Here is a 26,149-nt window from a genome sequence, read left to right as displayed (position 1 = left end):
GAATTATAAATTATGAGTTATGAGTTATTAGTTATGAGTTGAATTTATAATTCATAACTCATAATTCATCAGTGTCATTCGTTTCTCCATCATATTGTGTGTGAGCTGTTCGCGCATCGTAACCAAGTTCTCTAAGGTATCTCGAAAATATATCTGAATAACCATGAGTGCAGATAACCTTTTCTGCTCCGGTTGCTTTAATGCTTTCCAGTAATCCTGTCCAATCGCAATGATCGCTTAAAACAAATCCTCGGTCAACGGCGCGTCTTCGTCTTGCTCCGCGAAAAGCCATCCAGCCGCTTGCTGTTCCTGTTACAAAAGGAGTCATTCGTCTAATCCAAGAACTTCCATGCGCGCTTGGAGGCGCAATGACAATACTGCCCAACAAATCTTCTTTTTTAGTTTCTACGGTAACTCTGGTTGTTGGCGGCAAATCAATTTGCGGACGAACAATATTGGTCATATTTTCGATCGCACCATGTGTGTAGATTTGCCCGATACTTGGATCAAGATATTTTAATAAGCGCTGGGCTTTTCCTAAAGAATAACCAAAAAGAACAGAAGTTTTTCCTTCCGCGCGATTTTCGGCCCACCAATTATTAATATCGGTCATCACATCGTTTTGCGGTTCCCATTTAAAAGCGGGAAGTCCGAAAGTGCATTCGGTTATAAAAGAATGGCATTTTACAACTTCGTATGGAACTGAAATTCCGTCGTCTTCTGTTTTATAATCGCCAGTAAAAACCCAAATTTCACCTTTGTATTCTACTCTTATTTGTGCAGAACCAATAATATGACCAGCAGGATGAAAAGAGAATTTTACTCCATTTATCGTAAAAGTTTCGTTCCAGTTTTTTCCTGAGACATTTATTTCGCCCAAACGATATTTAATAATAGGCACATTAGAATAATGCGTAATATAATTTTCATGTCCCCAGCGCGCATGATCAGAATGTCCGTGCGTAATGATTGCATTTTTTACCGGACGCCACGGATCCAGATAAACATCTGCCTGCTGGCAATAAATTCCTTTATCGTTAAACTGTAATAGCGGCTGATTCATTTTTTAATTAGAGAATTAGAACATTTGGACAATTAGATAATTATATTTTATGTAGTGGCTGCTATTATTAAGTAGGCTATAAGCGATATGCTTAGCACAAATAGCATCATGGTAATAAAGGTAAGCATTGCGGTCGAATATTGGTACTTTCCTTTCTTTAAGAGTTTGATAGTGTGAATGTAACGCAGATAAGAAAGTAAAATCGTTAGCGCACCAGAAATCAACAATCCAATTCCTAGATAAATAGTGTAATTGCTATTTGGCGCGACAGTTTCAGCAATATATTTTGCAGGAAGCTGTTTTAGAAATAATGAAAATTTAACCGCTACAAATCCAAAAACCATTATTCCGATTCCAGTACGAATCCATGCTAATAAAGTTCTTTCATTAGACAAATATTCGTTCATAATTTCCTGATCATTTTTTGGAGACATAGTGTTTTTTCAAATTAGTAGTGATCAAAATTTCTATAAGGAGGACAATTGTATTTATCATCTTCCTGATCTAGATTGTAACTGTCATACGGATTTGATTCGTCATAAGAAGAAAAAGGCGTATTGTCTTCAGCCAGATTTAATCCGCTTTCTATGATTTCGTAACAGTCATCAGATAAGTCATTGCATCTGTAATTTGTATCAGGATTCTCTCCAGAAGTAAATTCAGTATCCATTGCTTCATTTTCATGTGCAGTGTCAATATGATCAGGTTTACTGCATCTAAAATCATTTATTTCTGCAGTGTATCGGCTGTTGGCATCTTTTCTCATGGCTGCTTATTTTAAATTAGTAAGTTTTTCCAAATTCGTTAATACAAATTTGAAAATTAAGCACTTAAAAAAACTTATATGATTCACATTTAATCTTACAAGATTTATTTATAGCCGATTTTTGAGTAACTTTTTATTTTATAAAACTGAAATATAATTCTGTAAAATAAGCACTTATGTATTTTGCAACTTTGTACATATTAATAATTTAAAAAATTATAACATTATGGAAACTTCAAGAAAAGATTCGAAATCTGGAATGAAAGATTCTGGAAAAACTCAAAGATCAACAACTGGTACTAGAGGAAAAAGCACTACAACAAAATCAAATGATTCAAAAGGTAGAGCTGGTCATTAATTTTTTAGTTTATTAAAAAAACTAAATAATAAAAGCGTGCTGTTTAATTGTAGACAGCACGCTTTTAAGTTTTATAATATTGAAGTTTATTTTAAAACTTCCTGAATTGTTTTTACAAAAGTTTCTATAGGCTGGGCACCCGAAACAGCATATTTGCGATCAAATACAAAAAAAGGAACCCCTTGAACTCCAATTTCGGCAGCTTCTTTAATATCTGCTTGCACTTCTTTAATAAAAAGGTTTTCGCTTTCTAGAACTTCTCTAATTTCATTTTCTTCCAAACCTGCTTGAATTCCTAATTTAATTAAAGTTGGACCATCATTTAAATCCTTGCCATCTGTAAAATAAGCTTTAAAGAAAATTTCTTCCATTCGGTCGCCCATATTCTTAGTTTTCGCAAGCTGAATGATTCTGTGCGCGTTTAAGGAATTAGAAATAACAGCTTTGTCAAAATTATAATCTAAACCAACACTTTTAGCGCGTTCTGCGACATTTTTATGCATTTCTTTAGATTGTTCAACTGACATGCCTTTTCTTTCTGCTAAGAACGTATAAACATCCATATCAGGCTGTGAAGTGATCGTTGGATCAAGCTGAAAGCTTTTCCATTCAATTTCAAATTCATCATTAGGAAACACCGCAAGAGCAGTTTCCAATTGTCTTTTTCCGATATAACAAAACGGACACATGATGTCCGACCAAATTTCTATTTTCATATTGTAAAGATAGCGAAATTTGTTTGTTTTTGTTTCAGTTCTCGAGTTTCAGGTTTCAAGTTTAAAGTTTCAAGTTCTCTGATTATGTAGATTTAACCGCAAAGTTCGCAAAGAAAATTTTAAAAAAGAATCTCGCAAAGGCGCTAAGTCGCAAAGATTTTTTAAACTCAATCAATATAAAACATAGCCCACGGTTTTAACCGTGGGCTATGTTTTTATTAAGTGCAAACCTTTTAAAAATTATAACCTTTGCGTACCCACGGTTGAAACCGTGGGCTATGTTAGACATTGATTGCGAAAAAAAACACAAAGCATATCAACTTGAAACCTGAAACAAAACCAACAAAAAATAACTTAAATAAAAAACCGCAACTCTTTATGGGAATTGCGGTTTCTAGGTATAAAAAATGGTTGGTTAATAGCGATATCTTTTTTTTTACAATGATATATCTTTAATTCGAAACTAAAAAATATCCCTGTAACAGAAAGAAACTTTAATGTTAACTATTTAACATTACAGGCATTACCAGCATAGTAACTGTTTCTCCTTCTTCTAAACCATCAACTGGAGTCAAAATTCCAGCTCTGTTTGGTAAAGACATTTCAAGCATAATCATATCAGACTGAAGGTTAGTCAGCATTTCTGTTAAGAAACGTGAGTTGAAACCAATTTGCAAATCATCACCTTGATAATCACAAGTCAATCTTTCTTCTGCTTTGTTAGAGTAGTCAATATCTTCTGCAGAAACGTTTAATTCAGCTCCAGCGATTTTTAAACGAATCTGGTGTGTAGTTTTGTTAGAGAAAATCGCAACACGACGAACAGAACTTAAGAATAAAGAACGGTCGATCATTAATTTGTTTGGATTTTCTTTCGGAATTACCGCTTCGTAGTTAGGGTATTTTCCATCAATTAAACGGCACATTAAAATATAATTGTCAAATGAGAAAGTCGCATTTGAATCGTTGTATTCAATTTTTACTTCTGCGTCAGAAGTTCCTAAAATACTTTTTAAAATGTTTAAAGGTTTTTTAGGCATGATGAAATCTGCAACTTGAGAAGCTTTTACGTCTGTACGTGCATATTTTACCAATTTATGAGCATCTGTAGCAACAAAAATTAATCCTTCTGGTGAGAACTGGAAGAATACTCCAGACATTACCGGACGTAAATCATCGTTTCCGGCTGCGAAAATAGTTTTGCTTACCGCAGTTGCCAAAACTTCTGCAGGAACAAGCGTTACAGATGGATCTTCAAGACTTACAGCTTTTGGAAATTCTTCTCCAGCCGCATAAGCCAAGGCGTATTTACCAGAATTTGAGCTAATTTCTACCGTATTGTTATCTTCAACAGTAAAAGTTAACGGCTGCTCTGGGAAAGTTTTTAAAATTTCAAGCAAAAGTTTAGCAGGTACCGCTACGCTTCCTTTACTTGTAGAATCGATCGATAATGTAGCCGACATTGTTGTTTCAAGATCTGAAGCCGAAACGGTCAACTCATTGTTGTTTAGTTCAAATAAAAAGTTGTCTAAAATAGGCAACGTATTATTACTGTTGATTACACTACCTAAAACTTGCAATTGTTTTAATAAGTACGAACTCGATACTATAAATTTCATCTGTTTTATTTTATTTTTTGATGCACCTTTGAGTAAATAAAGGTCTAAATATACGGATTACAAATATATCTTAAACTATTCAAAGTATTACATTTTTTTATTAACATCTATTTGCTGTATTTTCTTTTTCTTACAAAAGTGAATACAAGACCAAATATCAATAAAATTAGAATTGGAACTCCGATAGTTATGAATTGGGTCAAAGTGTAACTTTCGTAAACTTTTTCCTTATCCAATAAAGGCAGTTCTACATCTTTGCTTCTAATGTTAATAAGTCCTGTGTCATCAAGAAGGTAATTGATACAATTCATGATGAAGTCTTTGTTGTCGTATAATTGGCCAGTTCTTTGGTCGTAACCCAATTCAACTGGCATTCTATTTTTGTCTAATTGATTTCGGGCTAAATCTCCGTCGGCAACCACAATCATTTTATTCGGTTTACCTTTTGCAGTAAACGAATTGTCCTTAAAAGGCAAAACTCGATTTTCGAACGCGGAATGGAAAGAACCCTCCAATAAAACAGCAAGCGGTTTGTTGCCTTTGTTTAAATATTCTTGTGGAGTTGTTTTTTCGGTAACCATGTTCAGACTAATTTCTACAGGCGTTCCAATGGTTTTAGAATATTGAGATGATTGAAGTAAAACCGTTTTTTTGATTCCGTTTTTCAAAGTATCAATCGGATTAGCGAAATCAAATTTAATTCCGCCCAGATTTTTTACAATCGGGTGCTGGTTTGTCGGATACACTTGCGGAGCAAACTTCCAGATAAAATCTTGATATTGCGTTGCACTTCCTTGTTCGCCAGTGGCTAGTTTTATCGGGCTTCCTTGTTCGTCTTTAACCAATTCAGGATTAATTCTGAATCCGTATTTGAAGAACATATCATTCAAATTTAAATCTCTTGGATACGCCAAAGTTGCGCCCATATCATTATATAAGCTATCCATATCGGCAGCCGCCTGATCGATTAGCCAAAGCGTTTTTCCGCCATTCATAATAAACTGATCTAGAACTTCTTTTTCTTCGTCAGAGAATTTTTCTGTTGGTTTAGAAATAATTGCTAAATCGTATTTTTTTAACGCGTTTAAAGTTCCGTTTGGATCTTTGGCAACAGAATCTAAAGTGAAAGGTCCGATGTAATAACTTTCTTTAATTTGCATCAGCATTTTAGCGATATGAATCTCTTTCAATTCGCCGTTACCTCTTATGATCGCAACTTTTTTCTGTTTGTTTTTAGTGATTTTATTAATAGCATCGGCAATAGAATATTCCAAATGCTGAATCGATCCGATTACTTTTTGCGTAGTCGAAGCGCCCATTATGTTTTTCAATAATGGAATATTGACTTCTTTTTCGTTATAAACCGCAACAGCCCAAGGAAAAACCATTTCCTGAGATTGTTTTCCTTTGTCGTCAACGGTAATATTTATTGGGGTTAATCCTTTTTGGAAAAGTGATTTTGTAAGTTCATCGCTTTCTTCTTCATTTTCTAACGGATCAACAAATTCGAAAACTATATTTTTATTATAAGCTTGAAATTCCTCTAATAATTGTTTTGTTTCCTGCTGTAAACGTTTAAAATCTGCTGGAAGATCGCCTTCCATATAAATCTTTATAGAAAGCGGATTTTGAACTTGTTTTAGAATTCCTAATGAAGTTGGAGATAAAGTATATCGTTTGTCTTTGGTTAAATCAAAACGATGAAAAAATAGGGTTCCAAGAACATTTAAAACAACTAAAATAAAAATAGTGATGCCTAATGTCTTTAAATTATGTTTGGTAGCAGATTTCATTAAGCTTTATAAGATTTTAATTGGTAAACAGTAAAAGACAAAAATGCGATTGCAATGCTTAGAAAGTAAATAACGTCACGCGTGTCAATGACTCCGCGGCTCATACTTTTAAAGTGATTTTGCATTCCTAAAGCAGAAATAAAACCATTTGATCCTGGAATTAGCGAACTTAATCCTTCAAATCCAAAATAAAAGAAAAAGCATAAGAATACGGCAATAATAAAAGCCACAATCTGATTTTCTGAAAGGGTAGAAGTAAAAATTCCGATTGCTGAATAAGAAGCGATTAAAAACAATAAACCGAAGTAAGAACCAATTGTGCTTCCCATATCGATATTGCCTTCTGGCGAACCTAAATCTGAAATTACTTTTACATAAATTAAGGTTGGAATGATAGCTAAAATGATCAATAAAAATGAACCAAAGAATTTACCATTTACGATTTCCCAGATGGATAAAGGTTTGGTTAATAATAATTCTAAAGTTCCTTGTTTTTTTTCGTCAGAGAAACTTCTCATGGTTACGGCTGGAATTAGGAAAATTAGAATCCAAGGCGCTAGAGTGAAAAACGGAGTTAAATCGGCATAACCTGTATCTAATATATTGTATTCTCCTTTAAAAACCCATAAAAAAAGTCCGTTGCTGATTAAGAAAATCGCAATGACCAAATAGCCAATTGGAGAACCAAAAAAGGATTTTATTTCTCGTAAAATGATTGATTTCATTTAAATATTTTGTTTCAAGTTTTTTATTGTTTCAAGTTTCAAGTTGCCTTACTTTGTGTTTATTTTTTTTAACCGCAAAGTTCGCAAAGTTCGCAAAGTTTTTTACACAACGCTTTGCGAACTTAGCGTTTTTAAAAAGCATCTAAAGATAAAATCCTTGCGTGCTTTGCGGTTAAATTTTTTAATCTAAACTAACAAGTTTATCAACACTCCACGCTTCTGGTTTTGCATTGAATAACTTTTTTGTAAAAGTCCAAACTGAATCAAATAGCTCAGAATTTCTATAATTTTCCAAATCGGCTTCAGTTTCCCAATAGCTGTATGTGAAAAATATTTCTTTATTGTTTTTGTCTTGATATAATTCTAAAAAACGATTTCCTTCAGCATTTCGTATTTTGTGTTTTATAGATTCAAAATTCTCTAGAAAAGCGGGAATATTTTCTTCGTGAAAACTCATTTTTACTATTCTGACAAACATTCTTTTTATTTTAGATTTGAGATTGCAGATTTTAGATTTTTTGAAAGTCTAAAGTCTTACAGGTGCGCAAAAATACCAAATTTGATTGTTGTTTTTAGAAAAAAAAATAAATTCCAATAATCAAATTCCAAATTCCAATTTTCCAGCATTTATAAATCTAAAATCTGAACTCTAAAATCTAAAATTGTATCTACGAAAACTTAATCGTAATCACATCACGATAATTCAACCCTAGCAAACTATTTGCAGAACCAACTTTAGAAGGATTGCTTCTAAAAATGGCAATTTCAAGATAACCTGCTTCGTTAAAAATTGCCAATTTTTCGCCTTCGTAAGTTTTAATCGGATATTTATCAGAAGTTGCTATTGCCGAATAATTTGGCAAAATTGTTTTGATGCTTTTTGGCTTCATGAGGATTTCATACGGACGGCCACGCGAAATTTCTAAGAATTGCTTTTTAGAAATATTCGTAACCACGTTTCCAAAATGATCAATGTAAATGATGTTGCCTTTTATAGAATTTCCGTCATCAGAAACAAGAGCTTGGAGTTCGGTGGCTTCTTTAATGGCTGAAATTTCTTTTCCAATTACATTCAATAAACCGCCTTTTGACAAATGAGAAGCCACTTGAATAAAAATATCCAAATCGGTAGCTTCAATCGGGAAACGATCGTGAATATTGATCGCGACAATTTTCTGCGGAACGATTTTTTGCGTCAGCATACTCAAAATTCCGTTATCGGCACAAATAAAGTAATGGTCGTTCCACTGCATGGCAATGTGCTGATTCTCTTTATTGCGCTCAATATCAACGCCAATAAGGTGTACCGTTCCTTTTGGAAAGCTCATATAAGCAGCGCCAATAATGTAACTGGCTTCGGCAGTATTAAAGGGATCAATGTCATGAGAAATGTCAACGATTTGAACCTCTGGATTTTCAGAAAGTATTTTACCCTTCAGCGACCCCACAAAGTGATCTTTCAAGCCGTAGTCTGTAGTAAGGGTAATTATTGACATAATTTTGTTTATAACTATTGATAGTATTTAAATCTAAATTTCATTAAATTTGAGAAATGCAAAGCTAATAATAGTAAACGCAAATTGAAAGAAAGAAAACACAATTTGTTAAAATACTATCAGTTTATAGCTTTAAGTATTCAGTTATATTTGTTTAGAAAATTAGAACAATTGAAAACGGAATACTGAAACAAAAAGAACCCGACAACTCTAAAATAATAACTGAATTATTTAATTTAAAACTACTTCATTTGAACGAAAGAATAATCGAGCTAGTAGATATTGCACCAAAAGAGTTTTGGGGCGCGCAAGACAGCCATTTAGAAATTATTAAAAAGTATTACCCGAAGCTTAAAATCGTAGCGCGAGGGACAACTTTAAAAGCATTTGGCGAAAAAGAAGTTTTAGACGAATTCGAAAAAAGATTTCAGCGATTAATGCTTCATTTTACACGTTACAATAATATTGATGATAATGTGATTGAACGTGTTATAATGAGTGACGGTCAGGATGAAAAAAGAGCTTACGATCATGACAAAATTTTAGTTCATGGTGTTGGCGGAAAAATAGTTAAAGCCATGACGCCCAACCAGCAGTTACTGGTGGATACGATCAAAAAGAACGATATGGTGTTTGCTGTTGGTCCCGCTGGAACAGGTAAGACTTATACTGGTGTTGCAATGGCAGTAAAAATGCTGAAGGACAAAGAAGTAAAAAGAATCATATTAACGCGTCCTGCGGTTGAAGCAGGAGAAAATCTGGGATTCTTGCCTGGAGATATGAAAGAAAAACTCGATCCTTATATGCAGCCTCTTTATGACGCTTTGAGAGATATGATTCCGAATGAAAAATTGGAAGATTATATCTTAAAAGGAATTATTCAGATTGCGCCATTGGCTTTTATGCGCGGACGTACATTAGATAATGCTTTTGTAATCTTGGATGAAGCTCAAAATACCACGCATTCGCAAATGAAAATGTTTTTGACCCGTATGGGAAAAAATGCCAAATTTATGATTACAGGAGATCCTGGTCAGGTCGATTTGCCTAGAAGAACAATTTCTGGACTTAAAGAAGCGCTTTTGGTTTTGAAAGACATTGATGGTATCGGAATTATTTATCTGGATGACAAAGATATTGTGCGTCACAGATTGGTTAAAAAGGTTATCGATGCTTACAAACAAATCGAAAATCACGATTAATACTAATTTTAGTGAAATGTTAAATGTAAATCGTGAATTGTGTTTTAACATTTAATAATATTCGTTTTGTACGTTTTTAAAAGGTGCAAAACGAATATTTTTTTATTTTAATTGGAAATGAAAGAAGTAGATGATTTTTATGAGAATTCAAAAATACCATTTAGAGAAACTTTGTTAGCTCTAAGCGAAATCATTCTTCGTCAAGATAAAGAAATTACAAATGTTCTAAAATACGGAATGCCATTTTTTTGCTATAAAAAGAAAATGTTCTGCTATTTATGGATTCATAAAAAATTAAATCAGCCTTATATCGGAATTGTAGAAGGAAAGCATTTTGATGAGCCATTTTTAATTCAAGAAAATAGATCAAGAATGAAGATTTTTTTGATGGATTCAGAAAAAGATTTGCCTTTAGAACAAATTGAAACGGTTATTCAAAAAGCACTAAATTTATATAAATCAGGAACTATTAAATTTTAATTATCGAAAACTTAATATTTAACGAAATAGTTAAATAAATAATAAACTTGCCTTATTTCATGCTTTCAAATGGCTCAAACTTTGGTCTTCCGGGCTTAAAAACGTAAATTTGCAATTATACCTATTTGAATATTAAGATGACAAAACTTAAAAATATAAAAGTGGTGGTAAGTGACCTTGACGGAACTTTACTTAATCCACAGCACAGAATTTCAGACTATACCAAAACAATTTTTCAAGAACTTCACAATCAAGGCTATTTAATTGTGGTAGCAACTGGGCGCCATCATTTGGATGCAATGGCTATCATTGATAAACTTGAAATTCCCGTTTATTTAGTAAGTTCAAACGGAGCTCGAATTCATTCGCCAAATAAAGAAGAACTTTTTGCATTCAACTTAAACAGTGATGTTGTAAAAGCGGCTTTAAATGTAGAAATCGATCCAGAAATTACAGTTGTATTGTTTAAAGAAAATACTTGGCAGACCAATAAATGGAATGAAAAATTGAATTCTTTTCAAGAAGAATTAAAATACCGTCCAGAATTGGTTGATTATAAAGCTTTGGATGATTTTGCTGCCATTAAAATTTTCTTCTCTTGTGCAGATCATGAGAAATTAGTGAAGTTGAAAGACGAAATTTTAGCAAATTCTTCAGAACATTTGCACCATGCTTTTAGCTTGCCGACTTGTTTAGAGTTTATGGACAAATCGATCGACAAAGCGGTTTCTATTGAAAGAGTTTTAGAAAAAGAAGGTTTCACTTTAAAAGAAGCAGTTGCTTTTGGAGACGGCTACAATGATGTTCAAATGCTTTCTGCGGCTGGAAAAGGACTTATTATGGGGAATGCACCAGCTTCGCTAAAAGAAGAACTTTCCGATTTAGAAGTTATTGATACCAACGACGAAGATGGAGTAGCAAAATATATTGCCTCTAAAATTCTAGATAAAGAATTTGCAACAACCTAATTCATAATGTTTTATATTCAGTTTTATTGCTGGATAATAAATTATAGTTATTTTTATAAGAGCTAATTCACAGAGAGTTAGCTCTTATTTTTTTAACCTTAATTTTCAAACCATGAAAAGATTTTTACTTCAAGTTGAACGAAATTGTATTTCGGGAGCATTGGTTTTATTGCCGCTTTTAGTTTTTTTTGTTTTGCTGGAAAAAGTCTGGAAGTTCTTTCAGAATTACGGAGAAAAGTTTGCGCATTTGCTGCGATTGGATCTTGTTTTAGGAAAATATGCCACCGATATCGCAGGCGGAATAATTCTACTGGCTTTAATTTATTTTAGTGGTTTTTTGATGCGTTTGGCTGTTTTAAAACACTTTACAGAATGGATAGACGAAAAATTAATGATTTTTTTGCCAGGTTATGAAAAGAATAAGAAAGAAGCGGAAGAAAAATTATTGAAGAGAAATGCTATTCCAAAACCTGTAACAGATTTGCCTATTCTGCTTAAAAATGGAAATTTCTGGCAGCCAGCTCATTTAATTGAAGAAGATGAAAACGGTAATGCGGTGGTTTTTGTACCCAATGCGCCAGCCAAAGATCAAGGGCAAATTTTGATTGTTTCGACAAACCATATAAAAAAGTTATCAGAAACTACACTTGGCAATTTAGACAACTCCATAAAATCATTTGGAAAAGGCATTTTAAGTTTTAAATAATTGCCTCTTTAAATTGAAGTAATATTTTCTTTGTTTGCTCTGTCAAATAGTTTTAAATTTGCATTCATAAAAAACAACACAACCAAAAGGATAATGAGTAATACGATCACAACTACAAATTTTAATTTCCCGAACCAGAAATCAGTTTACCGCGGAAAAGTTAGAGAAGTTTATAATATTAACGACGAACTTTTAGTAATGGTGGCTACCGATAGACTTTCGGCTTTTGATGTAGTTTTACCAAAAGGGATTCCGTACAAAGGACAAATCCTAAATCAGATTGCAACAAAATTTATGGAATTGACACAAGATATCGTTCCAAACTGGCTGATTGCAACTCCAGATCCTAACGTTGCTGTTGGACATTTATGTGAGCCTTTTAAAGTAGAAATGGTTATTCGCGGATACGTTTCAGGACATGCTGCAAGAGAATATGCTGCAGGAAGAAGAAAAATTTGCGGTGTTACTATGGCAGAAGGTTTAAAAGAAAATGATAAATTTCCAGAACCAATTATTACGCCAACCACAAAAGCAGATAATGGTTCTCATGACGAAGATATTTCCCGTGAAGACATTTTAGCAAAAGGAATTGTTTCTGAAGAAGATTATTTAGTTTTAGAAAAATATACTCGCGCTCTATTTCAGAGAGGAACTGAAATCGCTGCTCAAAGAGGATTGATTTTAGTAGATACAAAATACGAGTTCGGAAAAACAAAAGATGGTGTTATTGTTTTAATTGACGAAATCCATACTCCAGATTCTTCTCGTTATTTTTATGCTGAAGGATATGCAGAAAGACAAGCAAAAGGCGAGGAGCAAAAGCAATTATCTAAAGAATTTGTTCGCCGCTGGTTAATCGAAAATGGTTTTCAAGGTCAAGAAGGACAGCAAATTCCAAATATGACAGACGAATATATTGAGTCTGTTTCTGAAAGATATATCGAATTGTACGAGAATATTCTAGGAGAAAAATTTGTAAAAGCTGACATTGACAATATCGATCAACGTATTGAAAAAAACGTATTAGATTACCTTTCTTCAAAATAGTAATTTCGGGTTTAAACTAACTATTTAAGCCATGAACTTTATACCGAAAAAAAATGCCTTGCTTTTTGTATGTATTACAGCAGGGCATTTTCTTTTTGCGCAAATTGATAAAAATGCGACAAAAGAAACCAAAAACCTTTACCAGAATTTAAAAACGATTTCAAAAAATCATATTCTTTTCGGGCATCAGCACGCGCTTGAATACGGACACGGATGGAGTAACGAACCCAATCGGTCAGACGTTAAATCAGTTACGGGTTCTCATCCAGCGGTTATTGGAATTGATTTTAGTGATTTTTCTGGACGATCAATAGAACAGATTGAAAAAGCTAAAGAAGTTTTAAGAAAAAATGTGATTGCTACTTATGAAAGAGGCGGAATTACAACGGTTTCTTGGCATTTTAATAATCCCGCTTCTGAAGGCGGATTTTATTGGAAAGACGGAATTTCGACAGCTTCAATGGCTTTGATAAAACCTGGGGGATCTCATCATGAACAGTACAAAGAAATTTTAAAAACTATTGCCAATTTTGCCCATTCAGTAAAAGCCAAAGATGGAAAACTTTCTCCAATGATTTTCAGGCCTTTTCATGAATTTGATGGCGATTGGTTTTGGTGGGGAAAATCGCATGCTTCTCGAGAAGATTTTATTGCGGTTTGGCAGTTTACGGTTTCTTATTTGAAAGACACTTTGAGAGTTCACAATTTTATTTATGCTTTTTCTCCAGACAATCGATTTAATTCTGAATCGGAATATTTAGAGCGTTATCCCGGAGATGAATATGTTGATATGTTGGGTATGGATGATTATGGAGATTTTGGCAGAGACGGAAAATATGATTTAGAAGCAGGAATAAAAAAGCTTAAAATATTTTCTGATTTGGCTCTAAAAAAGAAAAAACTCGCTGCATTTACAGAAACAGGATTAGAATCTATTCCAAACGAAAATTGGTGGACAGAGGTTTTGCTTAAAACATTAAAATCTGAAAATCTAGAATTGGCTTACGTTTTAGTATGGCGAAATGATGCTGTAAGTCCAACGCATTATTATGCGCCTTTTTCTGGACAAGTTAGCGAAAGTGATTTTTTAAAATTTTACGATGATCCTTTTACTTTATTTGAAAAAGATGTAAAGAATATTTATAGCAAGAAGTTTAAAATTTAGACTATTCTTAATGTCTATATGAAAGCGCAATTTGGATTAAACCGAATTGCGCTTTTTATTTTTTTCAAAATCATGCAACCAAATTCATTTTTGAGTCGTCTAAGTAGTAAATCATCATCATCAATCATTTAACAAACAATCATCATGAAAAAAACAGTAATTATTTTAGGAGCAGTTTTCTTTTTAGGAAATGCTTCGTTTGCATCAAACTTTGATTTAGAAGCTAAAAACCAAGTTGAATTCTCTGCTTTTGGAAACTCACCATTTCATCTTGCAGTAAGCAAAGGCGATATTGACGCCGTCAAGAAATTTATAATGTATGGAACCAATGTCAATAAAATGGTAAATAATATGACGCCATTAATGCTTGCGGCACGATTTGATTATTGTGAAATCATAAAAATTTTAATTGAAAATGGCGCAGATTCGTCAATCGAAAATTCGCATGGACTTACAGCCTTGAATTACGCAGAGTATGCAAAAGCAACCGATTCTATTACGATATTGAAAGTAATAAAAGAAAATCGCAGAAGTAGTAAATAAGAAAAAATAAAGTGCAATTCAAAAAATACTGAATTGCACTTTTCTATTTACAGGCTTTAGAATCAGGTTTCTGCTCTCTTAATTTTATCCATAAAAATAAGATTTAGAAAAGAGCGCTTCTGTTGTAATGTTATCTTTTTCATGCTAGTTGAAAAATAAATAAGATTTATTGTAACATTTTTGGTTTTCTGTAGTCTATTATAGTAAAACCATTAATTTGGTAACGTTTAGGTTCTTTAATTATCGTATTATTAAGTAAATGTTAAGAATTGGTTAAAACATGGTACTTTGTAATGCATAATACACTAAAATAATTTACCTTTACATCAGAATTAAAAAAATCATCATCATCAACAATCATTTAACAAACATCAATCATTATGAAAAAATCAGTTATTTATTTAGGACTAGCCTTAGTAACATTTGGAAATGTAGCAATGGCTTCAAACAAAGTTTCAACTTTTAAAAATCCAGTTGAACGTACAGGTTATGCAGCAAATCCATTAAATGTTGCTATTAGCAAAGGAGACCTTGAAACGGTTAAAAAGTTTATTGAATACGGAGCAGACGTTAACCAAATGTCTGAAGATCTTACTCCTTTAATGATCGCTGCACTTTACAATAAACATGAAATCATTAAAGTATTATTGGCTAGCGGAGCAAATCCAAGCACCAAAAATGAAAAAGGTTATACTGCATTGAAATATGCACAAGGATCAAATGCTTCAGATGCAATTGCGCTTTTGAAAGATTTGAAATAACAGTTTAAAAAAGTTTTGAGTTAGTATAAAAATGACCTTTCTGAGCAAAAGGTCATTTTTTTTGCTTTAGATTTTGCATACTAAAACAAAAAAGCACCATTATTTTTAATGATGCTTCTTCTTTTTTTAAATCCCAACAAATGATTTAAAACTAAATATTTTTATTCTATTGGTACATCTTTCTTTCTGTTGAATACCCAAAATAAGATCGGGAATACCAATAGCGTCAAGACTGTTGCAGTCATTAATCCGCCAATAATTACAATGGCAAGCGGTTTTTGCGATTCAGAACCAATTCCGGTAGAAATTGCTGCTGGCAATAATCCGATAGAAGCCATTAAAGCAGTCATAACTACGGCTCTTGTTCTCGCTTTTACTCCTCTAAAAATAGATTCTTCGAGCGAAAATTTCGCCTTCAGATTATGATGAAATTCCGATATCAGAATAACACCATTTTGAATACAGATTCCTAGAAGGGCAATAAAACCTACTCCAGCAGAAATTCCGAAATTCATTCCTGTAATATGTAGCGCTATGATTCCGCCAATAATTGCAAACGGAACGTTAGCTAAAACAAGAAGCGAATCTTTAAAGTTTCCAAACAGAATAAATAAAAGAACAAAAATCCCGATTAAACTGATTGGTACAACCTGCGCCAAACGTGCACTCGCACGAACCTGATTTTCAAATTCGCCTGTCCAACCCGTTGTGTAACCCGCAGGAAGTTTAAGTTTATTTATTTTAGATTGCGCTTCGGCAATGGTACTTCCTAAATCTCGATCACGAACAGAGAATTTTACTCCAATAAAACGTTTGGTATTATCTCTATAAATAAATGCAGGCCCTGTAATGGTTTTAATATCGCAGATTTCTTTCAAAGGAATTTTGATTCCGCTAATCGTTGGAACTTTAATTTCTTCCAAATCTTTTTCATCTTTTCTGTATTCTTTAGAAAAACGGACACGAACATCAAATTTCTTTTCATCTTCATATTTTTCAGTTGCCGTTTTTCCTCCAAAAGCCAACTCTAAAACGGCTTGTGCATCGCTTAAAGTTACACCGTAAGCCGCCATTTTTTCGCGGTCTAAGATTACGCTTATTTCGGGTTGACCTACATTTCTAAGAATTCCAGCATCTTTTATTCCTGGAATATCTTTTATTTCAGCCAGAACTTTATTGGCAAGTTCGTCGAGTTTGTTCAAATCATCGCCATAAATTTTAACTGCATTCGATGCTTTAAAACCAGCAACCGATTCGGCAACGTTATCAATTACAGGCTGAGAATAATTATACGTAATTCCCTGATGAATTTTCAGCTTATTATCCATTTCATTAATTAGATCGTCCATAGAAATTTTACGTTTCCATTCTGCTTTTGGAAGCAAGTCAACCTGAAGCTGAATAAACCCAAAACCATTTGGATCGGTTCCGTCATTGCTTCGTCCAGTTTGAGATAATACTTTTTTAACTTCAGGAAAACTTTCTAAGTCTTTTCTAATCATCGCCGCCGTTTTCACACTTTCAGGAAGAGAAGTACTCATTGGCAATTCAGCCGTAACCCATAAGGCTCCTTCATTTAATTGCGGTAAAAATTCTGTTCCTAAGAAACCTGCAGAAAAGAAAACTGCTCCAAGTAACGCCGTAGAAGCAATTAGCGTCTGAATTTTATGTTTAAAAGTCCAAGCAAATCCTTTAGAAACAATTCGATCCCAGAAATTTACAAACGGATTGTGCTTTTCTCTTACATTTTTATTCAATAAAATATGAGAAAGAACTGGAACTAAAGTCAACGTAAAAATAAGTGCTCCCAATAAAGCAAAACCTAAAGTAAAGGCTAGAGGAGAGAACATTTTTCCTTCTACTTTCTGGAAAGAGAAAATAGGAAGCAGAGCTGTGATGATAATCAGTTTAGAAAAGAAAATAGCTTTACCCATTTCTGTTCCTGTTTTCTTGATTAAGCTTCCTTTGGCAATTTTATTGAATTTCTCCATTCCCAATTGATGCGCTCGATGATCGAGAACTACAAACAATCCTTCGACCATTACGACGGCTCCGTCAATGATAATTCCGAAATCGACAGCACCTAAACTTAATAAGTTGGCACTCATTCCCATCATTTTTAAACATAAAAAGGCAAATAAAAGCGAAAGCGGAATAACAATAGAAACCGTAAAAGTGGTTCGCCAGTCGGCCATGAATAAGAATACAACACAAGTAACCAGAATAATACCTTCAAATAAATTGTGCATTACCGTTTCGGTAGTAAAATTCATTAAATTGTCACGATCGTAAAAAGTTTCAATTTTTATGTCTTTTGGAAGAACATTTTCATTAAGATCTTTGATTTTTGCTTTAATCAATGCCAGAGTTTCCTGCGGATTTTCTCCTTTACGCATTACAACAATTCCTTCTACAGCATCGTCATTATTTCCAAGACCGGTTTGTCCAACTCTAGGCATTGAACTTTCGTAAACGTCAGCTAAGTTTTTAACCAAAATCGGATTTCCGCCGGCATCGTCAACAATAATATTTCCAATATCTTCTCTTGACTTTAATAAACCAACACCACGAACCACAAAAGCTTGTCCGTTTTTTTCAATTACATCACCACCAACATTCAAGTTTCCGGAGTTTACTGCATTATAAACTTGCAATGGCGTAATGTTATACTTTGCTAATTTAATCGGATCAACTCCAACTTCATAAGTTTTAGTCTGACCTCCAAAAACATTCAAATCGGCAACACCAGGAAGTGAACGCAATTGTTTATCGATAACCCAGTTTTGGTAAGTCAATAATTCTCTACTATCTCTGCTGTCACTTTTTACGATATATCTGAAAATTTCCCCAGTTGGGCCGTACGGAGGCTGTACATCTGGTTCGACATCATCGGGAAGCGAAACATTTTTCAATAAATTGTTTACCTGAAAACGGGCGAAAGTATCGTCAACACCGTCATCAAAAATGATTTTTATTACAGACAAACCAAACATTGTAATGCTTCGAACACTGGTCTTTTTCTGTACAGAGTTCATGGCAATTTCAATGGGAGAGGTCACGAAGCGCTCTACTTCTTCAGCACTTTTTCCATTCCATTGCGTAATAATAATGATTTGTGTATTGGTAACGTCTGGGAAGGCGTCGATTGGCATATTTTTGAATGAAATAAATCCAGCCACAGCTAATAATCCAACCCAAAAGAAAGTAAATGCTTTGTTCTTTAGCGAAAAAGCAATAATATTTTTAATGAATTTGTTCATGTCTTAATTGTTTAAAGCACCATAAATGAATAACTGGTTGTTTGTAATTACCTTTTCATTCTCTTTTAAACCGCTCGAAATATAAGTTGTGTCTCCAACAACTCTGTAAACTTCTACTTGTCTGGTTTCGATATTATTTCGGTCTTTAAAAACTACTACAAAATTTTTGCTTTTATCAAACACAATAGCTTTACTAGGCACGGCTATCATAGATTGATTTTCATTAAAAGACAATTTGATATTGGCATTCATATCAGGTTTAAGCATATAATCTGTATTGCTTAGTTTAATTCTGGCCTGCATGGCTTTCGTTTCTGGATCAATTACATTGTAGATTTTGTCTACTTTGCCATAAAACGTTTTGTCAGGATAACTTAAAGTGGTAACCGCAGCGTTAGTTCCCAGTTTTACTTTATTAATATCAATTTCATTAATATTCGCCATTGCCCAAACCTCACTAATTTCTGCAATATCAAATATGTTCTCAGAACGGTCATTACGCAAAAGCATATCCTGATTGATGCTTTTTTGAATGATAAAACCGCTTATAGGAGCCGTTACTTCATAAATAGATCCAGCTTTGATATTATAAATTTTATAAGTTTCCTGAATTTTACTTAATTGTGACTGCGCTTTGTTTACTTCAGATTTTGCTTGAAGAACATCACTTTCAGAATTTAATTTTCCATCAAATAATTCTTGAGCTACTTTTAAATTGTTTTTTGCAACCAGCAAATCACTTTTGGCATCAATAGATTGTTTTTCAAAATCGGCAACATCAGTACTTTTTATTGTTGCGAGAACTTGTCCTTTTTTGACATAATCTCCAAGCTCAACGTTTACTTTCATTACATTTCCACCAACAAGCGGATATACATCGATCATTTTATTATTATCGGCTGTAATTTTACCGTAAAAACTTAGCTCGTTTTTTACAGGCTCCGTTTTAGCTTCGGCTGTTGTAGTCGTTTTTAGCATATCGTTGCTTAAAACAAACGAAGTATTGGTTTCAGGATTTTCAACTTCCTTTTTGCAGCTTGTCAGAGCCAAACTAACTATTGCGATTCCTAAGAATATATGTTTCATTTCTATAATTTTTTAAAATAAATCTTTGTTGATGGTACTATTTAACTCTTCGCCTGCGATAACGACTTTTTTCTTCAATTCATTTAACTGAATTATTGCCTGATTGTAACTTTCCATGAAATCGGTAAATTCTAAAAGGCTTACGTTTCGTTTCTGAAAGTTGGTCAGCATTCCGTTGTAAACCGCTTCAAAATCAGAATTTACAGTTGGCTTGATCACGCTGTAGTTTTGTCTAGATTCATCCCATTTGGTCCAAGCAGAAGTAATTTCGGTTTGCAATTGCAACTCGAAATTTTGTTTTTCAACTTTCGATTGTTCCAGAATAGATTGAGCATATTTAATATTTCCTTTGTTCTTGTTCCATAAAGGCAACGGAATACCTACGCTTAAATTAGCTTCATTGTTAAACGCTCCGCTTCGCTGATCGTAGTTGGCGCCCAAAGTAATATCTGGAACCGAAAGCGATTTTTGCCATTTTACATTCAGTTCATTAGCATCAATTTCTTTTTGTTTGGCCAGATAATCAGGACGGTTTGCTATGGCTTGTTCTTCAAAACCTTTAAGATCAAAAGCGATTATCTTTAAATATTTATCTGAATCTTCTTTTCTTACTGTCGGAACTACGTTTTCAGTTTCATTCAAAAGAAGTTTCAAATTAGCCTGTTCTTCAATATTATCATTAATGACTTCCAATCGTTCATTTTTGAAGTTAAGATACAATGACTGCAAACGAACGACGTCTTTTAAAGGAATATTCCCTTTTTGCGCCTGAATAGAATACGAGTTAATCAAGTTCTCGATATGAGCCAATTGTTTATCTGTATTTTCCAGATTTTTAGTATTGTAATAAACAGTAAAAAAGCTTTTGCGCAATTGTAGTTTTAAGGTACGCAATACATCATTAAACTGAAGTTCTGCCAATTGTGTATTAGCTTGAGCAAGTTTAACTTCATTTCTTTTTTTACCGCCAAGATAAATAAGCTGTTCAATTGCAAACACTTTCTGTCCGTTTTTGCCAATGTCAAAAAACTTGTCACGTTCAGGATTATAAGCATTCAATTCGGCAGTTATAGTGGGGTTGTCCCAAATCCTGGCCTGAATAGTTAGGGCTTTTGCGGCATCAATATTATATTGCGACGCCAGTAAAAAAAGATTCTTTTTTAAGAATTGGCTTTCACAGTCTTGAAGAGTAACTGTTTTTTGAGCCATAACTACCTGATTGAGCAATGCAAGCAGTAAGAATGCATATAGTTTTTTCATTGTATCAAATTTATTTTATACAAATATGCTATCAGCCGACTTTAAGACGCCTTAAAATCTACCTTAAAAATAGCTTAAAATAAATTATCTACGAAAAATAATACTAAATAAATTAATGTTAGTATCTGGAATACTGTAAGTTATGTGTGAGTTGTGAAGATTAAGAATACGATTTACTATTCGAAGCCCAAGTCCAAAACCAGTAATTCCTTTAGCATTTTCGCCACGCATAAAAGGCTGAAAAAGATTTTTTTGTTCCGAATCATTTAAAGTTCGGCCAGAATTTGAAATCGATAAAATCAACTGACCGTTCTCGGTACCGATTTTTACCTTTGCCTGTTTGTTGTCTGAATAAATGTAGGCGTTCTTTAAAACATTGGTAATCGCGATTTCGAGAAGGTTTTTATTTCCGTTAAATTCTAATGTGGTATCTAAATCATCACTTTCTTCCATTTCAAAAAGAATAACAAAATCTGGAAATGTTTTATTGATTTTTTCAATAGAAGAAAACAAAATCTCATCAATACGCTGAACATCATTATGATGCGTTTTTCGATTATCAATTTTAGAAAGAATCAATAACGAGTTAATCAATTCGCTCAAATGATTGACATCATCTAATATATTATTTAAGAAAGATTTCTTTTCGGGATTAATTTCAGGATCAGTAATAGCATTTTCAATCTGAGAAGTCATTCTAGAAAGCGGAGTTCGCAGTTCGTGAGACGCATGTGCCGTAAACTCTTTCTGCTTTTGATAGGAAATCTCAATTCGATCCATCATAAAATTAAACTCGTCCGCAATTAAATCAATTTCGTTTTTAGTACGATGTGATGTAATTCGGGTGTCGAGATTATTTTCGTTAATATTTTTTATTTTCTGATGAAAAGCATCCAGAGGTTTCAATGCTTTCTTTACAGCTAAAGAAGTCAAAAGCCAGCAAATAGTAGTAAAGAACAAATAAGAGATAACCAACGTATATCTCAAAAACAGCAATTTCTTTTTGCCATAATCGTCCGTTGCAGAAATAAGTGCATAGAAATCCTTATCGTTGGTATCATAAAAAACACCATAAACTTCATAGTCGCCTTGCTGTTTAAAAAAGGTTTTATTCTTCTTTAAATATTTTAAATCCTCAATAGACCAATTAATTTTAGCATCATCAATACTGCTGTAAATCAATTTAAAATTAGAATCAAAAACAAGCGTTTTTTCATCGTAAAGTTTATTGATAGAATTTTGGTCAATTATTTTTAAAAGCTGATTATCGACACGCTTTACATTAACAAGCAATTTGATGTTAGATAAAGCTTTAATCTCTAATCGATCTCTAAATTCTTCTTTTCTATAATTAGAATACAAAACGAATATCACAGTAGAAGCCAAACCAAAAAGAATGGTAAACAGCAAACTAACCAAAAGTGATATCCGATTTTTTAATGTCATTCCTTGTCGCTTAAATAATATCCGTAACCTACTTTAGTGCGGATAAGTTTTGTTTCGTGTTCTTTATCGATTTTCTTTCTCAAAAAGTTTATATAAACTTCTATAGTATTCTGATTGGTTTCTATATGATAATCCCAGAGCTTATCGGCAATAAACTGTTTAGAAAGCACTTTTCCTTTAGCATGTGCCAAAATTAAAATTAAATTGAATTCTTTTGGCGTTAGTTTTATTTCTTCTCCAGATCTAAAAACTTTCATTTCTTCTTCCAGAATTTCAAGATCGTCAATTACAATTTTATTTTCAATCTGCTGCGGAACTTCTTTTCTCCTTAAAAGCGACTGAACTCTCGCGTACAATTCCTCAAAATGAAAAGGTTTTACCAAATAATCGTCTGCGCCGTTATCAAAAGAAGATAATTTGTCTTCAATTTCGCTAAAAGCCGTAAGCATTATAATTGGGGTCTTTTTGTCAACTTTACGAATATCCCTGCAAACATCAATTCCGTTTGTTCCTGGAACATTAATATCCAGAATAATCAAATCGTAATCGTAAGGAAAATACTTTTTGATGAGAAGCGAGCCATCATAATAAGGAAAACACTCGAAATCCTTCGAAACAAAGAACGCCGAAATTTCTTTAGACAAAGTAAAATCGTCTTCGAGCAGTAATATTTTCATATTATTTATTATTTGTAAATCCAGATCTGTGTATTGATCTGGATTTACATTAGAAATATATTTTTATTTAAAATAAGAAAAAGTTTCGTTATTCTCAATTTTTAATAAGGCTTCATAAATAAGTTGGATTACATTTTCAACATCGTCTCTGTGAACCATCTCAACAGTTGTATGCATATAACGCAACGGAAGCGAAATCAATGCAGAAGGCACACCACCATTACTATAAGCAAAAGCATCTGTATCTGTACCTGTAGCTCTTGATGTAGCATGTCTCTGAAAAGGAATTTTATTTTCTGAAGCTGTATCTACAATCAAATCACGCAATTTATTCTGAATTGCCGGTGAGTAACCAATAACAGGACCTTTACCCATTTTAAGATCGCCTTCAACCTTTTTATCAATCATTGGAGTAGTGGTATCGTGGCAAACATCAGTCACAATCGCAACATTTGGTTTAATTCGGTGAGCAATCATTTCAGCTCCGCGAAGACCAATTTCTTCTTGAACAGAATTTACAATATACAAACCAAAAGGAAGCGTTTTTTTATTCTCATGTAGTAAACGCGCAACTTCAGCAATCATAAAACCACCCATTCTGTTGTCAATAGCTCGGCAAACAAATTTATTTTCGTTTAAAATCATAAATTCGTCTGGATACGTAATCACACAGCCAACATGAACGCCTAATGCTTCAACCTGTTCCTTAGTTTCGCATCCTAAATCAATAAAAATATTACTCAATTTTGGAACCTCTTCTTTGTCACGTAAACGAGTATGAATCGCTGGCCATCCAAAAACACCTTTTACAATCCCATTTTTAGTGTGAATATTAACCCTTTTAGAAGGAGCAATCTGATGATCAGAACCACCATTTCGTATTACATATATTAAACCATCTTCCGTAATATAATTTACATACCATGAAATTTCATCAGCATGCCCTTCAATAACAACTTTATAGGGAGCGTCAGGATTAATTACTCCAACAGCAGTTCCGTAAGTATCAGTTATAAAAGTATCCACATAAGGTTTTAGATAATCCATCCAAAGTTTCTGACCTTCACTCTCGTAACCAGTAGGAGAAGCGTTATTTAAGTAACTTTCTAAGAAAGCTATAGAGTTATCATTTAAGATAGAATTTGTACTCATAAAAATATTTTTTTGCTAAAATAGAAATTTGGTATTAGAGTTGTGTATAAATATATAATTTTACACTTAAATTATGATTCAATGAGACTAACCACCTTTTTATTTATACTATTAGTTTGTTTTTCTTCCAAAGCCCAAGTTACTCCCAAAGAGAACGAACAAATGGGGTACATTCTCACAGAGAGAGATTCAATTTTAGGTGATACCATTCAGCTTCCTGAAATAATTATTTCTAAGGGGCAGAAGATGAGCCCAGAAGAAATGAAGCAATTCCAAATTCTGCAAAATCGAGTTTATAAAGTTTATCCGTATGCAAAACTAGCTTCAGAGAGATTAACAGCTTTAAACAACGGAATGGCTAGATTGAAAACTAGTCGCGAAAAGAAGAAGTATTTTAAAATCGTAGAAGATTACTTAAATAACGAATTCGAACAAAGGCTAAAAAAATTATCCAGAAAGCAAGGACAGATTTTAGTAAAGCTGATTCATCGCCAAACTGGTATTACAACCTACGAATTAATAAAAACACTAAAAAGCGGATTCAAAGCCTTTGTATCTAATACAACCGCCAATTTATTTGATATTAGTTTAAAAGAAGAGTACAAGCCATATGATGTAAACGAAGACTATTTAATAGAAACCATCTTAGTTAGAGCATTCGAATCTGGTCGACTTGTAAATCAAAAACCCGCCAATCCAGTAGATTACCAAGATCTAGCAGAAAAATGGCAACAAAAAGCAAAAGAACTAAACAAGAAATAATTCGATACATATATAAAGGTAACTATTTAACGCCTACAACCCGACAGGTTTCCAAAACCTGTCGGGTTTATTTTTACACAATATATATGGTATAAGTTCAGCTCCCAGTTTTCCTGTAGAGGCGCACTGCAGTGCGTCTCACGCAGCGCTATTCACTAACACTATAATATTAATGTATAAGTCTCTTCTGTCCGGCTGAGCGAAGTCGAAGCCTTTCTCGATGTAATTTAAGAGATGAGAATATTTAGGAGCTTAATCCCGCTATCCGCTGCAATCTTTTCTGGGCGAACCCCGCCCCAAAAAGGATTTCCGCTTCTATCGGGGCTAGGGGAGCCGTTTCCAGAAGAAGCTTTGCGTCTGTTAAGTGTAAAAAACAAGCTAAACACTGAAAACTCCCCAAAAAACGGGAAAGAATAAAAGCGTAAATTATGGAATCTAGAACTGAACTAAGAAAAAACCCACGAAAGGCTCAAAATAATTAAAACGCAAAGCCTATGTTACCAGCGCGTTAAGAAAAAGAACGCAAAAAGATTGAAAAAACATGATAAAAAATCTTGTATAACTGGAAAAAGGGTCTACTTTTGCACCCGCAACAGCGAAAACGCTCATCGAAATGCCGGCAGGCTTTAAGGATAAAAAAGAAAAGAAATTTTCAGAAAAAAGATTCGGAAAAGCTTGCAGGAAAAGAAAATGCTTTTTACATTTGCACCCCGCAAAACACGGAAGGCTCTTTGAAAGATTGGAAGAAAAATTAAGGAAATGGGATGAAAAAAATCCCCAAAAAAAACTTTAAATTTTTCTTGCAGGAAACAAAAAGAAGTTTTAGTTTTGCACCCGCTTTGAAACACAAGCGAAATTAAAAGAAGACACGTTCGTAGATATATTGAATTGACAGCCGTCCCGATTTATCGGGACAAAAAGAATAAGAGCAGTAGAGTCGGAAGATTCGAAAAAGAACCGATAGGAAAAGCATCGATTATATAATATTAAAATATACGATGAAGAGTTTGATCCTGGCTCAGGATGAACGCTAGCGGCAGGCTTAACACATGCAAGTCGAGGGGTAGAGCACTTCGGTGCTTGAGACCGGCGCACGGG

Annotated in this window: 26 protein-coding genes and 1 rRNA gene; 12 read left to right on the top strand and 15 right to left on the bottom strand. The window is 33.5% G+C overall.

The window, feature by feature from the left end:
• Window positions 1-58: 58 nt before the first annotated feature.
• Genes AC3E9W_RS17795 through AC3E9W_RS17785 form a run of 3 tightly spaced genes read right to left on the bottom strand, consistent with a single transcriptional unit; the run spans window position 59 to window position 1,829 of the window.
• Window positions 59-1,063 carry a ligase-associated DNA damage response exonuclease gene (locus tag AC3E9W_RS17795; RefSeq protein WP_488769398.1) on the bottom strand — a complete coding sequence of 335 codons (1,005 nt, stop codon included), beginning with the start codon at window positions 1,061-1,063 and terminating at the stop codon, window positions 59-61.
• A 47-nt stretch (window positions 1,064-1,110) separates the two neighbouring features.
• A complete protein-coding gene (locus AC3E9W_RS17790; protein WP_488769397.1) occupies window positions 1,111-1,497 on the bottom strand; it encodes a YidH family protein in 387 nt (128 codons plus the stop codon).
• A 14-nt stretch (window positions 1,498-1,511) separates the two neighbouring features.
• Entirely contained in the window at window positions 1,512-1,829 is a 318-nt protein-coding gene (locus AC3E9W_RS17785; RefSeq protein ID WP_306156494.1) for a hypothetical protein, read from the bottom strand.
• Between the two features lie 226 nt (window positions 1,830-2,055).
• On the opposite strand from AC3E9W_RS17785, the gene AC3E9W_RS17780 reads away from it, so the two are divergent.
• Complete coding sequence (locus AC3E9W_RS17780; protein ID WP_306156496.1) at window positions 2,056-2,187, top strand: hypothetical protein; 132 nt, start codon at window positions 2,056-2,058, stop codon at window positions 2,185-2,187.
• Between the two features lie 86 nt (window positions 2,188-2,273).
• Here AC3E9W_RS17780 and AC3E9W_RS17775 read toward each other — a convergent pair whose 3' ends face one another.
• The 6 genes from AC3E9W_RS17775 to AC3E9W_RS17750 all read right to left on the bottom strand — a co-directional run bounded on the left by AC3E9W_RS17775 (window position 2,274) and on the right by AC3E9W_RS17750 (window position 8,536).
• Window positions 2,274-2,903 (bottom strand): DsbA family oxidoreductase, encoded by a 630-nt coding sequence (locus AC3E9W_RS17775; protein ID WP_488769396.1) that lies wholly within the window; start codon window positions 2,901-2,903, stop codon window positions 2,274-2,276.
• A gap of 500 nt (window positions 2,904-3,403) precedes the next feature.
• Window positions 3,404-4,522 carry a DNA polymerase III subunit beta gene (gene dnaN, locus AC3E9W_RS17770; RefSeq protein ID WP_306156501.1) on the bottom strand — a complete coding sequence of 373 codons (1,119 nt, stop codon included), beginning with the start codon at window positions 4,520-4,522 and terminating at the stop codon, window positions 3,404-3,406.
• A gap of 107 nt (window positions 4,523-4,629) precedes the next feature.
• Window positions 4,630-6,315, bottom strand: coding sequence for a gliding motility-associated ABC transporter substrate-binding protein GldG (gene gldG / locus AC3E9W_RS17765; RefSeq protein ID WP_488769395.1), 1,686 nt, complete (start codon window positions 6,313-6,315; stop codon window positions 4,630-4,632).
• A complete protein-coding gene (gene gldF / locus AC3E9W_RS17760) occupies window positions 6,315-7,040 on the bottom strand; it encodes a gliding motility-associated ABC transporter permease subunit GldF (RefSeq protein WP_488769394.1) in 726 nt (241 codons plus the stop codon). The genes gldG and gldF overlap by 1 nt, the downstream gene beginning before the upstream one ends.
• 181 nt (window positions 7,041-7,221) lie before the next feature.
• The gene (locus AC3E9W_RS17755) at window positions 7,222-7,518 is read right to left on the bottom strand and encodes a putative quinol monooxygenase (RefSeq protein WP_306156507.1); all 297 of its coding nucleotides are present in this window, start codon (window positions 7,516-7,518) and stop codon (window positions 7,222-7,224) included.
• Between the two features lie 190 nt (window positions 7,519-7,708).
• Window positions 7,709-8,536, bottom strand: coding sequence for an SAM hydrolase/SAM-dependent halogenase family protein (locus tag AC3E9W_RS17750; RefSeq protein ID WP_488769393.1), 828 nt, complete (start codon window positions 8,534-8,536; stop codon window positions 7,709-7,711).
• Window positions 8,537-8,787: 251 nt separating this feature from the next.
• Here AC3E9W_RS17750 and AC3E9W_RS17745 point away from each other — a divergent pair, with 251 nt between their 5' ends.
• From AC3E9W_RS17745 to AC3E9W_RS17710, 8 genes are all read left to right on the top strand, one after another.
• The gene (locus AC3E9W_RS17745; protein ID WP_306156511.1) at window positions 8,788-9,738 is read left to right on the top strand and encodes a PhoH family protein; all 951 of its coding nucleotides are present in this window, start codon (window positions 8,788-8,790) and stop codon (window positions 9,736-9,738) included.
• Window positions 9,739-9,855: 117 nt separating this feature from the next.
• Window positions 9,856-10,218 carry a DUF1801 domain-containing protein gene (locus AC3E9W_RS17740; protein WP_488769392.1) on the top strand — a complete coding sequence of 121 codons (363 nt, stop codon included), beginning with the start codon at window positions 9,856-9,858 and terminating at the stop codon, window positions 10,216-10,218.
• A gap of 137 nt (window positions 10,219-10,355) precedes the next feature.
• The gene (locus AC3E9W_RS17735; RefSeq protein WP_488769391.1) at window positions 10,356-11,186 is read left to right on the top strand and encodes a Cof-type HAD-IIB family hydrolase; all 831 of its coding nucleotides are present in this window, start codon (window positions 10,356-10,358) and stop codon (window positions 11,184-11,186) included.
• A gap of 112 nt (window positions 11,187-11,298) precedes the next feature.
• On the top strand, window positions 11,299-11,892 hold the full coding sequence (locus AC3E9W_RS17730; RefSeq protein ID WP_488769390.1) for a hypothetical protein: 594 nt from the start codon (window positions 11,299-11,301) through the stop codon (window positions 11,890-11,892).
• Between the two features lie 93 nt (window positions 11,893-11,985).
• Window positions 11,986-12,939 (top strand): phosphoribosylaminoimidazolesuccinocarboxamide synthase, encoded by a 954-nt coding sequence (locus tag AC3E9W_RS17725; protein ID WP_488769389.1) that lies wholly within the window; start codon window positions 11,986-11,988, stop codon window positions 12,937-12,939.
• A 31-nt stretch (window positions 12,940-12,970) separates the two neighbouring features.
• Window positions 12,971-14,104, top strand: coding sequence for a glycoside hydrolase family 26 protein (locus AC3E9W_RS17720; protein ID WP_488769388.1), 1,134 nt, complete (start codon window positions 12,971-12,973; stop codon window positions 14,102-14,104).
• 144 nt (window positions 14,105-14,248) lie between these two features.
• Window positions 14,249-14,647: an ankyrin repeat domain-containing protein gene (locus tag AC3E9W_RS17715; protein WP_488769387.1), complete on the top strand. Its 399-nt coding sequence runs from the start codon at window positions 14,249-14,251 to the stop codon at window positions 14,645-14,647.
• A 380-nt stretch (window positions 14,648-15,027) separates the two neighbouring features.
• Complete coding sequence (locus tag AC3E9W_RS17710; RefSeq protein ID WP_488769386.1) at window positions 15,028-15,408, top strand: ankyrin repeat domain-containing protein; 381 nt, start codon at window positions 15,028-15,030, stop codon at window positions 15,406-15,408.
• Between the two features lie 161 nt (window positions 15,409-15,569).
• Here the strand turns inward: AC3E9W_RS17710 and AC3E9W_RS17705 are convergent, their stop codons facing one another.
• From AC3E9W_RS17705 to AC3E9W_RS17680, 6 genes are all read right to left on the bottom strand, one after another.
• A complete protein-coding gene (locus AC3E9W_RS17705) occupies window positions 15,570-18,668 on the bottom strand; it encodes an efflux RND transporter permease subunit (RefSeq protein ID WP_488769385.1) in 3,099 nt (1,032 codons plus the stop codon).
• A 3-nt stretch (window positions 18,669-18,671) separates the two neighbouring features.
• Window positions 18,672-19,754: an efflux RND transporter periplasmic adaptor subunit gene (locus AC3E9W_RS17700; RefSeq protein ID WP_456896860.1), complete on the bottom strand. Its 1,083-nt coding sequence runs from the start codon at window positions 19,752-19,754 to the stop codon at window positions 18,672-18,674.
• Window positions 19,755-19,766: 12 nt separating this feature from the next.
• Window positions 19,767-21,014, bottom strand: a complete 1,248-nt coding sequence (locus AC3E9W_RS17695) for a TolC family protein (RefSeq protein WP_488769384.1) — start codon at window positions 21,012-21,014, stop codon at window positions 19,767-19,769.
• Between the two features lie 84 nt (window positions 21,015-21,098).
• Complete coding sequence (locus AC3E9W_RS17690; protein WP_488769383.1) at window positions 21,099-22,460, bottom strand: sensor histidine kinase; 1,362 nt, start codon at window positions 22,458-22,460, stop codon at window positions 21,099-21,101.
• On the bottom strand, window positions 22,457-23,137 hold the full coding sequence (locus AC3E9W_RS17685; protein WP_488769382.1) for a response regulator transcription factor: 681 nt from the start codon (window positions 23,135-23,137) through the stop codon (window positions 22,457-22,459). Before AC3E9W_RS17685 ends, AC3E9W_RS17690 begins: the two co-directional genes overlap by 4 nt.
• A 63-nt stretch (window positions 23,138-23,200) precedes the next feature.
• Window positions 23,201-24,289, bottom strand: coding sequence for a M42 family metallopeptidase (locus AC3E9W_RS17680; RefSeq protein ID WP_488769381.1), 1,089 nt, complete (start codon window positions 24,287-24,289; stop codon window positions 23,201-23,203).
• Window positions 24,290-24,370: 81 nt separating this feature from the next.
• On the opposite strand from AC3E9W_RS17680, the gene AC3E9W_RS17675 reads away from it, so the two are divergent.
• From AC3E9W_RS17675 to AC3E9W_RS17665, 3 genes are all read left to right on the top strand, one after another.
• A complete protein-coding gene (locus AC3E9W_RS17675; protein ID WP_488769380.1) occupies window positions 24,371-25,051 on the top strand; it encodes a DUF4294 domain-containing protein in 681 nt (226 codons plus the stop codon).
• Between the two features lie 613 nt (window positions 25,052-25,664).
• Window positions 25,665-25,844 (top strand): hypothetical protein, encoded by a 180-nt coding sequence (locus AC3E9W_RS17670; protein WP_488769379.1) that lies wholly within the window; start codon window positions 25,665-25,667, stop codon window positions 25,842-25,844.
• A 202-nt stretch (window positions 25,845-26,046) separates the two neighbouring features.
• Window positions 26,047-26,149 (top strand): 16S ribosomal RNA (locus AC3E9W_RS17665); the annotation flags it as partial.

It is taken from the genome of Flavobacterium sp. 38, from assembly GCF_057799715.1.
Note: the sequence above shows the minus strand (reverse complement) of the source record. Positions and strands in the feature narration are given on the sequence as shown.

Coding starts and splice junctions, on each gene's coding strand:
- AC3E9W_RS17795 (WP_488769398.1), bottom strand. CDS start 1,063: ATGAATCAGCCGCTATTACAGTTTAACGATAAAGGAATTTATTGCCAG.
- AC3E9W_RS17790 (WP_488769397.1), bottom strand. CDS start 1,497: ATGTCTCCAAAAAATGATCAGGAAATTATGAACGAATATTTGTCTAAT.
- AC3E9W_RS17785 (WP_306156494.1), bottom strand. CDS start 1,829: ATGAGAAAAGATGCCAACAGCCGATACACTGCAGAAATAAATGATTTT.
- AC3E9W_RS17780 (WP_306156496.1), top strand. CDS start 2,056: ATGGAAACTTCAAGAAAAGATTCGAAATCTGGAATGAAAGATTCTGGA.
- AC3E9W_RS17775 (WP_488769396.1), bottom strand. CDS start 2,903: ATGAAAATAGAAATTTGGTCGGACATCATGTGTCCGTTTTGTTATATC.
- dnaN (WP_306156501.1), bottom strand. CDS start 4,522: ATGAAATTTATAGTATCGAGTTCGTACTTATTAAAACAATTGCAAGTT.
- gldG (WP_488769395.1), bottom strand. CDS start 6,315: ATGAAATCTGCTACCAAACATAATTTAAAGACATTAGGCATCACTATT.
- gldF (WP_488769394.1), bottom strand. CDS start 7,040: ATGAAATCAATCATTTTACGAGAAATAAAATCCTTTTTTGGTTCTCCA.
- AC3E9W_RS17755 (WP_306156507.1), bottom strand. CDS start 7,518: ATGTTTGTCAGAATAGTAAAAATGAGTTTTCACGAAGAAAATATTCCC.
- AC3E9W_RS17750 (WP_488769393.1), bottom strand. CDS start 8,536: ATGTCAATAATTACCCTTACTACAGACTACGGCTTGAAAGATCACTTT.
- AC3E9W_RS17740 (WP_488769392.1), top strand. CDS start 9,856: ATGAAAGAAGTAGATGATTTTTATGAGAATTCAAAAATACCATTTAGA.
- AC3E9W_RS17735 (WP_488769391.1), top strand. CDS start 10,356: ATGACAAAACTTAAAAATATAAAAGTGGTGGTAAGTGACCTTGACGGA.
- AC3E9W_RS17730 (WP_488769390.1), top strand. CDS start 11,299: ATGAAAAGATTTTTACTTCAAGTTGAACGAAATTGTATTTCGGGAGCA.
- AC3E9W_RS17725 (WP_488769389.1), top strand. CDS start 11,986: ATGAGTAATACGATCACAACTACAAATTTTAATTTCCCGAACCAGAAA.
- AC3E9W_RS17720 (WP_488769388.1), top strand. CDS start 12,971: ATGAACTTTATACCGAAAAAAAATGCCTTGCTTTTTGTATGTATTACA.
- AC3E9W_RS17715 (WP_488769387.1), top strand. CDS start 14,249: ATGAAAAAAACAGTAATTATTTTAGGAGCAGTTTTCTTTTTAGGAAAT.
- AC3E9W_RS17710 (WP_488769386.1), top strand. CDS start 15,028: ATGAAAAAATCAGTTATTTATTTAGGACTAGCCTTAGTAACATTTGGA.
- AC3E9W_RS17705 (WP_488769385.1), bottom strand. CDS start 18,668: ATGAACAAATTCATTAAAAATATTATTGCTTTTTCGCTAAAGAACAAA.
- AC3E9W_RS17700 (WP_456896860.1), bottom strand. CDS start 19,754: ATGAAACATATATTCTTAGGAATCGCAATAGTTAGTTTGGCTCTGACA.
- AC3E9W_RS17695 (WP_488769384.1), bottom strand. CDS start 21,014: ATGAAAAAACTATATGCATTCTTACTGCTTGCATTGCTCAATCAGGTA.
- AC3E9W_RS17690 (WP_488769383.1), bottom strand. CDS start 22,460: ATGACATTAAAAAATCGGATATCACTTTTGGTTAGTTTGCTGTTTACC.
- AC3E9W_RS17685 (WP_488769382.1), bottom strand. CDS start 23,137: ATGAAAATATTACTGCTCGAAGACGATTTTACTTTGTCTAAAGAAATT.
- AC3E9W_RS17680 (WP_488769381.1), bottom strand. CDS start 24,289: ATGAGTACAAATTCTATCTTAAATGATAACTCTATAGCTTTCTTAGAA.
- AC3E9W_RS17675 (WP_488769380.1), top strand. CDS start 24,371: ATGAGACTAACCACCTTTTTATTTATACTATTAGTTTGTTTTTCTTCC.
- AC3E9W_RS17670 (WP_488769379.1), top strand. CDS start 25,665: ATGCCGGCAGGCTTTAAGGATAAAAAAGAAAAGAAATTTTCAGAAAAA.